We start from the raw sequence: 13,655 nt of genomic DNA, 5'->3' as shown, positions 1-13,655 counted from the left end.
GTCGGGATGTTCCTGGCCTTTCTCGACGCACTGCGCGCTGCTGGCATTCCTGCCGGGCTGAAGGAGCATCTGGTGCTGCTTGAGGCGCTCGACGGAGAGGTGATCGCACGCACGCCCGAGGCGTTCTACTATCTCGCGCGCGCAACCTATGTGAAAGATGAGGGGCTGATCGACCGGTTCGACCAGGTGTTCGCCCATGTGTTTCGCGGCGTCGTCGGCAGTGAGGGTCTGACCGGCGATATTCCCGATGAATGGCTGCGCGCGGTGGCGGAGAAGTATCTGACGCCCGAGGAAATGGCGGCGATCCAGTCGCTGGGCGACTTGGACAGTATCTTGTCGACGCTGAAACAGCGGCTGGCCGAGCAGCATGAACGGCACCAGGGCGGCAGCAAGTGGATCGGGACGGGCGGCACGTCGCCCTTTGGCAATAGCGGCTACAACCCAGAAGGGGTGCGGATCGGTGGCGAGAGCCGCCACCGGCGCGCGGTAAAGGTTTGGGAAAGCAGGGAATTTCGCAACCTGGACAGCAGCCGCGAGCTTGGCACTCGCAACATCAAGGTGGCGCTAAGGCGGCTGCGCCGGTTCGCGCGCGAGGGTGCGGCGAGCGAATTGGACGTGGAGGGTACCGTCGCCGGCACTGCGCGTCAGGGCTGGCTGGACGTCCGCATGCGCCCGGAACGGCACAACGCGGTCAAGCTGCTGTTATTCCTGGACGTCGGCGGATCAATGGATCCCCATATCCAGCTGTGCGAGGAGCTGTTCTCCGCCGCCACCGCCGAGTTCAAGAACCTCAAATTCTTCTACTTCCACAACTGCGTCTATGAAGGCGTGTGGAAGGACAATCGCCGCCGGAGCAGCGAACGTACCCCCATGTGGGAGGTGCTGCACAAATTCGGGCACGACTATAAGCTGGTGTTCAAGGGCGACGCGTCGATGAGCCCGTACGAGCTCACCCATGCCGGGGGCTCGGTGGAGCATATGAACGACGAGGCCGGCGCGGTGTGGCTCAAGCGCCTGATCGACACCTACCCCGCCGCCGCCTGGCTCAACGTGCTGCCCGAAGCGCATTGGAACTACACTCAGTCGGTGCAGATCGTCAGGCAGATCATGAAGGACCGCATGTACCCGCTCACGCTCGCCGGGTTGGACGAGGCGATGCGCGAGCTCAGCCGCAAGCGCTGAAAGCTTACAGCCGCTCGACCGCGCGGTGGAGCCGGCGAAGCACCGTGCTGTCATGCGCCTGGCCGGCTGCCGCTTCGGCGGCGAGCGCCATCAGCCGCACCGCGCCGAAGCTCGCGGCCAGCCCCTTGAGACGCAGCGCAAAGCCTGCCCACTCGTCGGGACTCTCCGCGGCCTTCATACCGCGCAGGCAGCGCTTCACGCTTTCGAGAAAGGATTCGCGCAGCTCGGCGATCAGCGCTGGTTCGTCCCCCACCGCCGCCGCCAAGGTCGCGTCGATTGCACCCGGATCATAGGCCATTTGCGACGAACTACACCGACAGGGTTAATCGGAAGTTTCTCCGGTGTTGGTCGCCAAGCGTTTTGTGGTAAACCGCAGCCATGATTGGGGGACATCTGGCCGCATCGCCGCAGGCGCAATTCACGCCCGTGGAAGAGGACGCGCTCTTGCCCGGGACGACGGAGCCTGCGCCGTTAGCCTTTGACGATGAAGACGAGGCGGCAGCGGGTGCGGCCGCGCGTACCGGCTGGCTGTTGCCGGCCTTGGCCGTCCTTGGATCGGCATGGATCGGCGGGATGCTGTGGTGGTGCCTGCCTTCGCTGCCCGACCTGAGCCCTGTCGCGCTGGTCGAGTTCATCGCGGCGTTGTGCGTGCCGCCTGCGTTGATCGCGATCCTGAGCCTGCTAGCACTGCGTACCAGCCGCGCCGAGGCGCGCCGGTTCGGGGCCACTGCCCGCGCTATGCGTGCCGAAGCCGCCAGCCTGGAACAGATGATCGGCAGCCTGTCCCGGCGTATCTCGCAGAACCGCGAGGCGCTGGCGGAACAGACCACCGTGCTGATGGCGATGGGCGACAATGCCGCAGCGAGGCTCGAAGCCGCGTCCGAGAGCGTGACGCGCCAGTCCCAGCGGATCGACACCAGCACGCGGATGCTGAACGAAGGGATGCAGGCGATAGACCGCCGCTTCGACACGCTTTCGACGCACCTGCCCAAGGTCCATGCCGAGATGCAGGGGCTTCGCGGACGCGTCGACGAAGTGGGGCTTGCCGCCAGCCGGCATGCCGCAGCACTGGATTCGCAGCTCAGCGCGCTTGCCGAGCGCGGCCGGGAAGCCAACCAGGTCGCTGGCGGCGCGGCCGAACGGCTGTCGGCGCACATCTCGCACATGGAGTCGATGAGCCAGGCCGCCGGGGCGCGTCTCGAGGCAGTGACGGGCCAGATGTCGACTGCCGTCGAGGATGTGCTCGATCGCACCGCCAACGCGGTCGACGAGGCGCGCAAGGGGATCGCCACGCAGGGCGAGGCCATTCTGGCGATGCTGAGCGCAAATCAGGCCGCGCTGGACCAGGCAGGGCGCGACAGTGCCGCCGCGCTTGGCGCGAACATGGCCGAGATTGAGCAAGCGATCGGGCGGATAGGCACCCGCCTGGCCGAGGAACAGGCGCGCGGCGACCTTCTGCTCGACGGGCTCACCACCGGCACGGAACGGGTCGGGCGGGCGCTGGACACCACTCACGCCGCAGGCATGGAAAAGGCCGGCGCGCTTTCCACGTCGCTGGACAAGGTGTATCGCATCCTCTCGGCTATTTCGGACGAGCTGCGCACCGGCGATCACCTTGCCCGCACGGTGATCGCGACCTCCGATGAACTGCTTACGGCGCTCGACGCGTCGGCGCGCGAAATCGACGAGACCCTGCCCCAAGCGCTCGCGCGTCTGGACGACCGCATCAACGCCACGCGGCAAGCCATCGGTGCCACCCAACCCGAATTGCTGGCGATGGTCGACACGGCCGAGGCGACGCTCCGCGACGTCGGGCGGATCGGTGCGCTGGTCGCGAAGCAACGCGAAGTGGTCGGTCAGACTCAATCCTTGCTGCTCGAAACGCTGGAAGCCGGCAGCGACAAGGCTGCCGCCATGGGAACGGTGGTGACGGAAACCGCCGCCGCCACGCGCCGCTTTGCCGAAACGACTGCCCCCGAACTGGTCGACGCGCTGCTTCGCGTTCGCGAGACCGCCAATGCCGCGGTCGATCGCGCACGCGAGGCATTCTCGACCATCGTACCCGAAGCCGCACGGGCGCTGGAAGAAGCGAGCGGCGAGGCGTTGAAGCGCGCCGTCGATACCCAGGTGCATCGCCAACTGGCTGAGCTTGCCGAGGCCAGCGACGCGGCGGTTTCAGCAGCGGGAGCGGCGTCGGACCGGCTCGGCGAGCAGATGCACGCCCTGGACGTGGCGACCGCGGAAGTGGAGCGGCGCATCGAGGCGGCGCGGACGGATCGCGAAGCGTCGGACAGCGAGAATTTCACGCGGCGCGTGTCACTGCTGATCGAGTCGCTCAACTCGGCGTCGATCGACATCGCCAAGGCATTCTCCGCCGATGTCGCAGACAGCGCGTGGGCGGCGTATATGAAGGGCGATCGCGGCGTCTTCACCCGCCGCGCCTCGCGCCTGCTCGACCCGTCCGAGACGCGCGAAATCGCCCGCCTCTATGATGAGGATGAGGCGTTCCGCGACAACGTCAATCGCTACATCCACGATTTCGAAGCGATGCTGCGCCACATCCTGGTGTTGCGCGACGGGTCCCCGCTGGGGGTGACGTTGCTGTCCTCGGACATGGGCAAGCTCTATGTCGCGCTGGCGCAGGCGATCGAGCGCCTGCGGACTTGATGCGCTGGCTTCCGGCGGGACGCTTAGCGTTCGCTGCAAGGGTCTTGTTTGCTGGCCTGGAGGTGCTCGGGCTTTCGTCTGGCCTCTGACTTTTACCAGGAGCGGCGATACTCCTCCGCCCCCCTATGCGCGCCACCTCACCCCTTGCAGGGGAGGATGTTTGGGCGCCTCGCCGCTCTTCGGATACGCTCTGCCTAGTCCGCCCTGTCAGCTGCGCTTTGCCTAGGTGGCGGGGTGGAGCCAGTCGAGCATCTCCACGCTCACCCACCCGTTGACGTAGTTGAGATAGTAGAGCCCGAACAGGACGGTCGCGACGATCGTGGTTCGAAGCGCGATCCTGCCGGGGCGGAATTCGTGCGGGGCGCTGTCGGCCTGACCTGGTACCAGTTCCCCGCCGGCCTCGTGCGCGGTCCGCACTCCGAACGGGAGCACCAGGAACACGCAAAAGGCCCAGAACAGGAAATAGATGGCCAGCGCCGACTGCCACCGCATCGTCAGACCTCCAGGATCAACACGTCCACGACGGGCTTCTTGCCGGTGAAGCGGGTTGCCGCACGGCGCACCGCCAGCCGCACGCTTTCGCGCAGCTTTTCACGGTCGCGGCCCGCCTTGCGCACGGCTTCGGCGGCGGCAGCGGAGGCTTCTTCAAGGAATTCCTCGCGGTCCTCCTCGACCGGGACGCCCTGTACCCGCACCTGCGGCTCGCCCATCAGCTGCCCCTTGCGCACCGCGACCGCGACCGACAGCTGGCCATAAAGCGCCAGCCGGCGGCGTTCGTTCATGGTCGTGCCGTCGGCGGGCAGGATCACGTCGCCGTCGATCACTAGCCGTCCGGTGGGCGCGGAGCCGATCCGTTGCGGGCCGTCCGGCGCGAGCCGCCATACTTCGCCGTTGGACTGAGACGCCACGCTCGGCACGCCCTGGCTCAGGGCATAGCGGGAATGCTCGATCAGGTGCCGGGCCTCGCCATGCACCGGCATCACGATCTGCGGCCGCATCCAGCGGTACATCTCGGCGAGTTCAGGACGGCCGGGATGGCCCGACACGTGCACGAACGCCTGGCGATCGGTCACCAACTGCACGCCCTTGGACGCCAGCGTGTTCATGATCCTGCCGATCGCGACTTCGTTGCCGGGGATCTGCCGCGAGGAGAAGATCACCATGTCGCCTTGGCTCAGCTTGAGCTGGTGATTACCATCGGCGATGCGGGCGAGCGCCGCGCGCGGCTCGCCCTGTCCGCCGGTGCCGACCATCAGCACCTGGTTGGGCGGCAACGTCATCGCGGTGTCGAAGTCGACCACCTCGGGGAAGTCGCGCAGATAGCCGGTCGCCTTGGCGACGCGCAGGATGCGATCGAGCGAGCGGCCCGCCACACACAGCTGCCGCCCGGTGTCGCGGGCGACTTCGCCCAGCGTCTGCAAGCGCGCGGCATTCGAGGCGAAGGTGGTGACCAGCACGCGCCCCCTGGCGGCGCCGATCACTTCATCGAGCCCCTTGCGCACCTCGGCTTCGGTGCCGGATGCTTCCTGCTGGAACACGTTGGTCGAATCGCAGACCAGCGCGAGAATGCCCTTGTCGCCGATCGCCGTCAGCTCGGCGGCAGTGGAGGCGCCGCCCAGCGCCGCCGCTTCATCGAGCTTCCAGTCGCCAGTGTGGAACACGCGGCCCGCCTCGGTCTCGATCAACAGCGCGTTGCCTTCGGGAATCGAATGGGCGAGCGGCGTGAAGGTGACGTTGAACGGACCGACCCGGAACGGGCCATCCTCGTTCATCACCTTGAGCTCGACGCGATCTTCGATCCCTTCTTCTTCCAGCTTGCCGCGGACCAGGCCCGCGGTGAACGGCGTGGCATAGATCGGCACGTCAAGATCGGCGGCGAGATAGGGCAGTGCGCCGATATGATCCTCATGCCCATGGGTGAGCACGATGCCGACCAGATCGTCGAGCCGTTCCTCGATGAACTGAAGGTCGGGCAGGATGATGTCGATGCCGGGATAGCTGGCGTCCCCGAAGGTGACCCCGCAGTCCACCATCAGCCACTTGCCTTGGGTGCCATACAGATTGACGTTCATGCCGATTTCGCCCGATCCACCGAGCGCGACGAAGAGGAGTTCGTTTTTTCCGGGAGTCACTCTGTTCCTAACGTTGTTCGCTGCCGCTGCTTGGCGGAGCACTGCCGGAACCCGTTGTCCGGCTTGGAAAATCCATCCTCACTCTGGTGGGGATGACGGGTGCAATCTTCAACCGCCCTATGTGCCGGGGTGCGTGCCGGACTGTGTGCTGCGTTGCCATAGCATGGCGAGACCCTGAATGGTTAGATCGGGTTCGATCGCGTCGAACACGTCGGTGTGACGTTCGAACAGCACGGCAAGGCCCCCGGTTGCGATCACCTTGGACGGGCGTCCGACTTCGGCCTTGAGCCGGGCTACCAACCCCTCGATCATCGCGACATAGCCCCAATAAATGCCGATATGCATCTGGTCGACGGTGTTGCGGCCGACGACGCTGGTGCCCTGCGGCGCGGAAATGGCGATGCGCGGCAGCTTGGCGGCGGCGGTGACCAGCGCGTCGAGCGACAGGTTGATGCCCGGGGCGATGATACCGCCCTTATACGCGCCCTGATAGTCGACCACGTCGAAGGTGGTGGCGGTGCCGAAATCGATCAGGAGCAGGTCGCCTTCGTGAAGGGCGTGGCCCGCGATCACGTTGAGCGCCCGGTCGGCGCCCAAATTGCCGGGTTCGTCCACGTCGAGCGCGAAGCCCCACTGGGCGCTCCCCTGCCCCGCGATCACCGCATCGGTCTTGAAGTATTTGCTGGCCAGCACCTGGAGATTGTGGAGCGCGCGGGGAACCACGGTGGCGATGATGACGCCGGTCACGTCGCTGCGATCATAGCCTTCGAGCTGGAGCAGCTGGCTGAGCCATACGGCATATTCGTCGGCGGTGCGGCGCGGATCGGTGGCGATGCGCCAGCGGGCGCGGATTTCGCGGTCCTGCACCAGTGCGAACACGACATTGGTGTTGCCGGCATCAATGGCGAGCAGCATGCGAAGAGCCCTTCAGAGCAGGAAGACGTCGGCTGCGTGAATGACACGCACCGAGCCGTCCGCCAAGCGCAGCATGAGCGCGCCGCTTGCGTCGAGGCCGCCGAACAGGCCGTCCAGGGACGATCCATCGGCGAGGCGCGCGGTGAGTGCGGTGCCCACCGGGTGCGCGCGGGCGGTCCAGCGGTCGCGGACGGTAGCCAGCTCCTCGCCGCGCCAGCGGGCGACCCAGCGCTCGAAACTCTCCGCAAGGGTGTCGGCGAACAGCTGGGGATCGGGGGCCCCGCCGTGGGCCGCCATGCTGGTGGCGGCGCGGTCGAGGTCATGCGGGGCTTCGGCAAGGTTCACGCCGAAGCCAATGATGACGGCATCATCGACTCGTTCCAGCAGGATGCCGGAAAGCTTGGCGCCTTCGACGAGCAAGTCGTTGGGCCATTTGAGCGTCGCGCGGACGCCGAAGACCGCGACGACTTCCTCCAGCGCCACCGCCGCGACCAAGGCGAGGGTTGCGGGCGGCGGGTCGCTGGGACGCAGCCGCACCAGCGTGCTGGCGTAGAGATTGCCGGCGGGCGAGACCCATTCCCGCGCCTGGCGGCCCCTGCCAGCGGTCTGGCGCTCGGCGCGGAGCCACAGGCCCTCGCCGGCGCCACTTCGGGCGAGCTCGGCGAGGTCTGCGTTGGTGGAACCCGTCTGCGCGACCGTCCGGACGGCTGCGGTCAGAACAGCGCCTTTGCCGCGAGCATCGTCCACGCGCCGAGCGGCAGCAGCAGCGGCCAGCCGAGCGGCGAGATCACCGCCGCGGTCAGCGCGATCAGCCCGCCTTCGACCATGCCGGGCTTGCCGTGGAAGGCAGGCGCGGGCTCATCGAAGTACATCGTCTTGACGATGCGCAGGTAATAATAGGCGCCGATCGCCGAGGCCGCGGCGCCGACCACCGCGAACACGATGAGACCCGCCTGCACCGCTGCCATGAACACCGCGAGCTTGGCGAAGAAGCCGAGCAGCGGCGGGATGCCGGCCAGGCTGAACATGAAGATCGCGAGCGCCGCCGCCAGACCGGGACGCGTGCGCGACATGCCGGCAAGGCTGGCAATGTCCTCGATCGGCTCGCCGTCAGGGCCGCGCATCTGGAGGACGACCAGGAAGCTGCCGATCGTCATGACGACATAGATCGCCAGGTAGGTCAGCACCCCCGCCACGCCTTCCGCCGTGCCGGCGGCGAGGCCGATCAGCGCGAAGCCGACATTGTTGATCGAGGAGTAGGCCAGCAGGCGCTTGACATTGGTCTGGCCGATCGCCGCGACCGCGCCGAGGATGATCGAAGCGAGCGACGCGAAGATCACGATCTGGCGCCAGTCGTGCAGCGCCGGGCCCATCGCTTCAATCGCGACGCGAACCGCGAGTGCGACCGCCGCGACTTTGGGTGCCGAGGCGAAGAACGCCGTCACCGGCGTGGGTGCACCTTCGTACACGTCGGGGGTCCACATGTGGAACGGCACGGCGCTCATCTTGAACGCGAGGCCCGCGAACACGAAAACCAGGCCGAACAGCAGGCCCATCGAGCGCTCGCCACCGGTATAGGCAGAGGCGATGCCGTCGAACAACGTGGTGCCCGAAAAGCCGTACACCAGGCTGATGCCGTAGAGCAGGATGCCCGAGGCGAGCGCGCCGAGGACAAAATACTTCAGACCCGCTTCGGCCGAACGCGCATCGCGGCGCATGAAGCTGGCGAGCACATAGCTCGACAGGCTGAGCAGTTCGAGGCCGACATAGAGCGTCAGCATGTCGCCCGCCGACACCATCATGCCCATTCCCGCAGTCGAAAGCAGGATCAGTACGGGATATTCCGGACGCAGATCGTCACCCGAGGTGCGCTGGAAGAAGCGCGGTGCGATCAGGATCGAAACGGCGGCGGCGACATAGATCAGCACCTTGCTGAACGCCGCGAACATGTCGGCGCGGTACAGCCCATCGAACGCATCGCCGCCCGATGACGCCGGACCGGCCAGCGCGATGCCTGCGCCGATCAGCACGGCGATGGCCGCCCAGCTGACCAGCTTGGTCGACTGGTGCCCGCCCCATGCGGCGACGAGCATCAACACGATCGAGCCGACCGCCAGCACCAGCTCGGGCAGGGTCATCAGCAGTTGCAACGAGTAATCCATCAGTGCGCACCCCCATGCGCGGGAGCAGCACCATGGGCTTCGCCGTGTGCGGGCGCAGCCGCCGGGTGGCCCGGGGTCGGTTTGGAATCGCCAGCAGGCGCGGCACGCTCAAGGCGCGCAACGAGGCGGGCGGTGTCGGCACGCATCGGCGCCAGGAAGCTTTCGGGATAGACGCCCATCCACAGCACCGCCGCAGCGATCGGCACCAGCAGCGCGATCTCGCGCAACGAGAGGTCCGGCATCGCCTTCACATCGTCCCTGGTCAGGTCGCCCCACACCACGCGGCGGAACAAGTACAGCATGTACGCGGCACCCAGGATGATGCCCGTGGTGCCGATCAGCGCCGTGATGGTCGATACGCGATAGACGCCGGCCAAGCCGAGGAACTCGCCGACGAAGTTGCTGGTACCCGGCAGGCCGACCGAGGCCATGGTGAACAGCAGGAACAGCACGGCATAGCGCGGCATGTTGATCGCCAGGCCACCATAGCGGCTGATCTCACGCGTGTGCAGCCGGTCGTAGATGACACCGACGCACAGGAACAGCGCACCCGACACCAGGCCGTGGCCCAGCATGACCATCATCGCGCCTTCGATGCCCTGCGGGTTGAAGGCGAACAGGCCCATGGTCACGATCGCCATGTGCGCCACCGACGAGTAAGCGATCAGCTTCTTCATGTCGCTCTGCACGAGCGCGACGAGCGAGGTGTAGACCACCGCGACGCAGGACAGCGCGAACACCAGCCACATCAGCTGCGCCGAGGCTTCCGGGAACATCGGCAGCGAAAAGCGCAGGAAGCCATAGCCGCCAAGCTTCAGCAGCACGCCGGCCAGGATCACGGAGCCCGCGGTCGGCGCCTGCACGTGCGCGTCGGGAAGCCAGGTGTGGACCGGCCACATCGGCATCTTCACCGCGAACGAGGCGAAGAAGGCTAGCCATAGCCAGGTTTGCATCTGAGGCGGGAAGTCATACGCCATCAGCGCCGGGATCGACGTAGTGCCGGTCATCAGCACCATCGCGATCATCGCGACGAGCATCAGCAACGAGCCTAGCAACGTGTACAGGAAGAACTTGTACGACGCGTAGATGCGGTTCTGTCCGCCCCAGATGCCGATGATCAGGAACATCGGGATCAGGCCACCTTCGAAGAAGATGTAGAACAGGAACAGATCCTGCGCCGCGAAGGTGCCGATCATCAGCACTTCGGTCAGCAGGAACGCCGACATGTACTCGGGCACGCGCTTCTGGATCGCTTCCCAGCTCGCCCCGATGCAGATCGGCATCAGGAAGACCGAAAGGACGATCAGCATCAGCGCATAGCCGTCGATGCCCAGCGCCCAGGCGAACTGGGCAGTGCCCATGTCGAACAGCGGCACGTGCTCGACGAACTGCCACTGCGGCGCACCGGCGCCCATCTGGAAATCCGACCAGAGCAGAATGCCGAGCGCCAGGTCGACGAAGGTTGCGGCCAGCGCAATCCAGCGGGCACCCTTGTCGCCAGCAAAGAGGCAGGCGATCGCCGCGACCGCAGGGACCGCGAGCATGACGGAGAGGATCGGGAACCCGCTCATCCTGCGATCACCCATGTCAGCGCCGCGGTGAGGCCGATCAGCATGATGAAGGCATAAGTATAGAGATATCCCGATTGCAGCTTCACCGCACCGATGCTGCCCACGCGGACGACATTGGCGAGCCCGTTGGGGCCGAAGCGGTCGATGGTGTTTTCGTCACCCGCCTTCCAGAGCAGACGGCCGATCGCGAACGCCGGCCGGACGAACAGGAAGTTGTAGAGTTCGTCGAAATACCACTTGTTGAGCAGGAAGGTGTAGAGCGGGCGGATATGCTCCGCGGTCGCGGTCGCAAGGCCCGGCTTCACCACATAGGTGTACCAGGAGATGCCGAGGCCGAGCAGCATGGCGATGGTCGCCGACAGCTTCACGCCCATGGGCACTTCGTGCATCGCGTGCATCAGATGTTCGTTGAAGAAGAGCGAACCCTTCCAGAAACGCTCGCCAGCCTCGGGCTCGATGAAGAAGCCGTGGAAGACGAAGCCCGCGGCGATCGCGCCGATCGTCAGCACCAGCAGCGGGATCAGCATCACGATTGGGCTTTCGTGCGGGTGGTAGCCCGCAGTCCCTTCTGGCGCGTGATCGTGCAGCGCATGGGTGGCGCTCGGCGCGTGATGACCGGAGTCTTCCTGCGCCGGGGCATTGGCATGCTCGCTGCCATGGCCGTGCGTGTCAGGGCTGTCATGGCCGTGGCCATGCGCGTCGTGGACGGCGTGCTGGATGTGCTCCGAGCCCGCCCAGCGCGGCTTGCCATAGAAGGTCAGGAAGACGACGCGCCACGAATAGAAGCTCGTCAGCAGCGCCACGAACACGCCGACCCAGAAGGCGCTCGGCACGCCGGCCGCCCAGCTGGCTTCGATGATCGCATCCTTCGAGTGGAAGCCGGCAAAGCCGATCGCGTCGAAGCCGAAGATGCCGGGGATTCCGACCCCGGTGATCGCGAGCGTACCCGCCATCATCGTCCAGAAGGTCACCGGGATGTGCTTACGCAGGCCACCATAGAAGCGCATGTCCTGCTCGTGGTGCATCGCATGGATCACCGAGCCGGCACCCAGGAACAGCAGCGCCTTGAAGAAAGCGTGGGTGAACAGGTGGAACATCGCCGCGCCATAAGCGCCGACGCCGGCGGCGAAGAACATATAGCCGAGCTGCGAACAAGTCGAATAGGCGATGACGCGCTTGATGTCGGTCTGCGTCGTGCCGACGGTCGCCGCGAAGAAACACGTCGCGGCGCCGACGAACGTCACCACGCCCATCGCCACCGGGCTCATCTCGAACATCGGCGACATGCGGCAGACCATGAACACGCCCGCGGTGACCATGGTCGCGGCGTGGATCAGCGCCGACACCGGGGTCGGGCCTTCCATCGCGTCGGGCAACCAGGTGTGCAGGCCCAGCTGCGCCGACTTGCCCATCGCGCCGACGAACAGCAGCAGGCACAGCACGGTCATCGTATCGAAGCGCGCGCCAAGGAAGCCGATGGTAGAACCGGCCATGTTCGGTGCTGCGGCCAGGATCTCGGGGATCGAGACCGTGCCGAACACCAGGAAGGTGCCGAAGATGCCGAGCATGAAGCCAAGATCGCCGACGCGATTGACGACGAACGCCTTGATCGCGGCAGCCTGAGCGCTGGGCTTGCGAAACCAGAAGCCGATCAGGAGGTAGGAGGCGAGACCCACGCCTTCCCAGCCGAAGAACATCTGCACCAGGTTATTCGCGGTCACGAGCATCAGCATCGCGAAGGTGAACAGCGAGAGATAAGCAAAGAACCGCGGCTGATCCGGGTCCTCGCTCATATAGCCCCAGCTATAGATGTGGACGAGCGCCGAGACGCTGGTCACCACCACGAGCATCACCGCAGTGAGCGCGTCAACACGCAGCTCCCAGGCGAAGCTCATCGTGCCCGACGTCAACCAGTGCAGGACCGGCACGACCGTGGCTTCGGAGGTGCCGTTGAGGAACCCGATGAAGATCGGCCAGGACAGCGCGCAGGCTATGAGCAACGCGCCGGTGGTCACGATCTTCGGAAAGGCCGTGCCGAACGACTTGTTCGAAAAGCCGCCGACGATCGCAGCGATCAGCGGCAGGAATACGATTGCGAGGATCGGCGACATCAGCCCTTCATCCGATTGACGTCGTCGACCGAGATCGTGCCACGACCGCGGAAATAGATGACGAGGATTGCCAGACCGATCGCCGCCTCACCGGCAGCGACAGTCAGCACGAACATGGCGAACACCTGGCCGACCAGATCCCCCAGCGCCGCCGAGAAGGCGACAAGGTTGAGGTTCACGGCCAACAGGATAAGCTCGATCGCCATCAGGATGACGATCAGGTTCTTCCGGTTCATGAAGATGCCGAGCACCCCCAAGGTGAACAGGATCGCCGAGACGACGAGATAATGCGTGACACCGATCACAGCTGCATCCCCTCACCCACGCCCGGGTTCATGTTGCGGGTCGCGTCCTTCGAGCGGCGGTTGATCTGGTGGCTGACATTCTGCGGGCGAACATCGCTGCGCTGGCGGTAGGTCAGCACGATGGCACCAATCATCGCGACCAGCAGCACCAGGCCGGCGCCTTCGAAGATGAACAAATAGCGGGTATAGAGCAGTCGCCCGATCGCCTCGATGTTTGGGACGTCCGACGCGATCGGGGCTGCGCGGCGGCTCATCTCGAGCCCGCCGGCGCTCCATGCGCCGATGGCGATGATGATTTCGGCGACCAGCGCGATGGCAAGCGCCAGCCCTACCGCAGCATATTTCATCACGCCCGAACGCAGCTCGGCGAAGTCGATGTCGAGCATCATGACCACGAACAGGAACAGCACCGCGACCGCGCCGACATAGACGATGACGAGCAGCATCGCGATGAACTCCGCGCCCGCGAGCACCATCAACCCGGCGGCGTTGAAGAACGCCAGGATCAGCCACAGCACGCTGTGCACCGGGTTGCGCGACAGGATCGTGAGCGCGCCCGAAAGGCACACCACGATCGCGAAGAGATAAAAGGCCAGGGCTTGGATCACGC

Annotated in this window: 12 protein-coding genes; 2 read left to right on the top strand and 10 right to left on the bottom strand. The window is 65.7% G+C overall.

From position 1 onward, the window contains the following. The first annotated feature begins 6 nt into the window (after nucleotides 1-6). Nucleotides 7-1,182, top strand: a complete 1,176-nt coding sequence (locus FHT02_RS01425; RefSeq protein WP_184083481.1) for a vWA domain-containing protein — start codon at nucleotides 7-9, stop codon at nucleotides 1,180-1,182. Between the two features lie 4 nt (nucleotides 1,183-1,186). Here FHT02_RS01425 and FHT02_RS01420 read toward each other — a convergent pair whose 3' ends face one another. Then, nucleotides 1,187-1,480, bottom strand: a complete 294-nt coding sequence (locus tag FHT02_RS01420) for an Hpt domain-containing protein (protein WP_184083479.1) — start codon at nucleotides 1,478-1,480, stop codon at nucleotides 1,187-1,189. A gap of 80 nt (nucleotides 1,481-1,560) precedes the next feature. On the opposite strand from FHT02_RS01420, the gene FHT02_RS01415 reads away from it, so the two are divergent. Beyond that, entirely contained in the window at nucleotides 1,561-3,849 is a 2,289-nt protein-coding gene (locus tag FHT02_RS01415) for a coiled-coil domain-containing protein (RefSeq protein ID WP_184083477.1), read from the top strand. A gap of 222 nt (nucleotides 3,850-4,071) precedes the next feature. Here the strand turns inward: FHT02_RS01415 and FHT02_RS01410 are convergent, their stop codons facing one another. The 9 genes from FHT02_RS01410 to FHT02_RS01370 all read right to left on the bottom strand — a co-directional run bounded on the left by FHT02_RS01410 (nucleotide 4,072) and on the right by FHT02_RS01370 (nucleotide 13,653). After that, nucleotides 4,072-4,341 (bottom strand): DUF1467 family protein, encoded by a 270-nt coding sequence (locus FHT02_RS01410; protein WP_184083475.1) that lies wholly within the window; start codon nucleotides 4,339-4,341, stop codon nucleotides 4,072-4,074. 2 nt (nucleotides 4,342-4,343) lie between these two features. Beyond that, the gene (locus FHT02_RS01405; protein ID WP_184083473.1) at nucleotides 4,344-5,981 is read right to left on the bottom strand and encodes an MBL fold metallo-hydrolase; all 1,638 of its coding nucleotides are present in this window, start codon (nucleotides 5,979-5,981) and stop codon (nucleotides 4,344-4,346) included. A 117-nt stretch (nucleotides 5,982-6,098) separates the two neighbouring features. Then, the gene (locus FHT02_RS01400; RefSeq protein WP_184083471.1) at nucleotides 6,099-6,896 is read right to left on the bottom strand and encodes a type III pantothenate kinase; all 798 of its coding nucleotides are present in this window, start codon (nucleotides 6,894-6,896) and stop codon (nucleotides 6,099-6,101) included. 12 nt (nucleotides 6,897-6,908) lie between these two features. Beyond that, nucleotides 6,909-7,643: a biotin--[acetyl-CoA-carboxylase] ligase gene (locus FHT02_RS01395; protein ID WP_343056793.1), complete on the bottom strand. Its 735-nt coding sequence runs from the start codon at nucleotides 7,641-7,643 to the stop codon at nucleotides 6,909-6,911. Then, the gene (nuoN, locus tag FHT02_RS01390) at nucleotides 7,610-9,058 is read right to left on the bottom strand and encodes an NADH-quinone oxidoreductase subunit NuoN (RefSeq protein WP_184083469.1); all 1,449 of its coding nucleotides are present in this window, start codon (nucleotides 9,056-9,058) and stop codon (nucleotides 7,610-7,612) included. The genes FHT02_RS01395 and nuoN overlap by 34 nt, the downstream gene beginning before the upstream one ends. Beyond that, nucleotides 9,058-10,629, bottom strand: a complete 1,572-nt coding sequence (locus tag FHT02_RS01385) for an NADH-quinone oxidoreductase subunit M (RefSeq protein WP_184083467.1) — start codon at nucleotides 10,627-10,629, stop codon at nucleotides 9,058-9,060. Before FHT02_RS01385 ends, nuoN begins: the two co-directional genes overlap by 1 nt. Next, nucleotides 10,626-12,740, bottom strand: a complete 2,115-nt coding sequence (gene nuoL, locus FHT02_RS01380) for an NADH-quinone oxidoreductase subunit L (RefSeq protein ID WP_184083465.1) — start codon at nucleotides 12,738-12,740, stop codon at nucleotides 10,626-10,628. Before nuoL ends, FHT02_RS01385 begins: the two co-directional genes overlap by 4 nt. After that, nucleotides 12,740-13,045 (bottom strand): NADH-quinone oxidoreductase subunit NuoK, encoded by a 306-nt coding sequence (gene nuoK / locus FHT02_RS01375; RefSeq protein ID WP_184083463.1) that lies wholly within the window; start codon nucleotides 13,043-13,045, stop codon nucleotides 12,740-12,742. Before nuoK ends, nuoL begins: the two co-directional genes overlap by 1 nt. Beyond that, nucleotides 13,042-13,653 (bottom strand): NADH-quinone oxidoreductase subunit J, encoded by a 612-nt coding sequence (locus FHT02_RS01370; RefSeq protein ID WP_184083461.1) that lies wholly within the window; start codon nucleotides 13,651-13,653, stop codon nucleotides 13,042-13,044. Before FHT02_RS01370 ends, nuoK begins: the two co-directional genes overlap by 4 nt. Nucleotides 13,654-13,655: the final 2 nt, after the last annotated feature.

Origin of the sequence: Sphingomonas xinjiangensis (assembly GCF_014199255.1) — a bacterium.
Taxonomy (GTDB): domain Bacteria; phylum Pseudomonadota; class Alphaproteobacteria; order Sphingomonadales; family Sphingomonadaceae; genus Sphingomonas; species Sphingomonas xinjiangensis.
Note: the sequence above shows the minus strand (reverse complement) of the source record. Positions and strands in the feature narration are given on the sequence as shown.

What these genes read in the sequence shown, in the direction of transcription:
- nuoN (WP_184083469.1), bottom strand. Translation starts at nt 9,058, where the DNA reads ATGGATTACTCGTTGCAACTGCTGATGACCCTGCCCGAGCTGGTGCTG.
- FHT02_RS01425 (WP_184083481.1), top strand. Translation starts at nt 7, where the DNA reads ATGTTCCTGGCCTTTCTCGACGCACTGCGCGCTGCTGGCATTCCTGCC.
- FHT02_RS01385 (WP_184083467.1), bottom strand. Translation starts at nt 10,629, where the DNA reads ATGAGCGGGTTCCCGATCCTCTCCGTCATGCTCGCGGTCCCTGCGGTC.
- nuoL (WP_184083465.1), bottom strand. Translation starts at nt 12,740, where the DNA reads ATGTCGCCGATCCTCGCAATCGTATTCCTGCCGCTGATCGCTGCGATC.
- FHT02_RS01400 (WP_184083471.1), bottom strand. Translation starts at nt 6,896, where the DNA reads ATGCTGCTCGCCATTGATGCCGGCAACACCAATGTCGTGTTCGCACTG.
- FHT02_RS01420 (WP_184083479.1), bottom strand. Translation starts at nt 1,480, where the DNA reads ATGGCCTATGATCCGGGTGCAATCGACGCGACCTTGGCGGCGGCGGTG.
- FHT02_RS01410 (WP_184083475.1), bottom strand. Translation starts at nt 4,341, where the DNA reads ATGCGGTGGCAGTCGGCGCTGGCCATCTATTTCCTGTTCTGGGCCTTT.
- FHT02_RS01415 (WP_184083477.1), top strand. Translation starts at nt 1,561, where the DNA reads ATGATTGGGGGACATCTGGCCGCATCGCCGCAGGCGCAATTCACGCCC.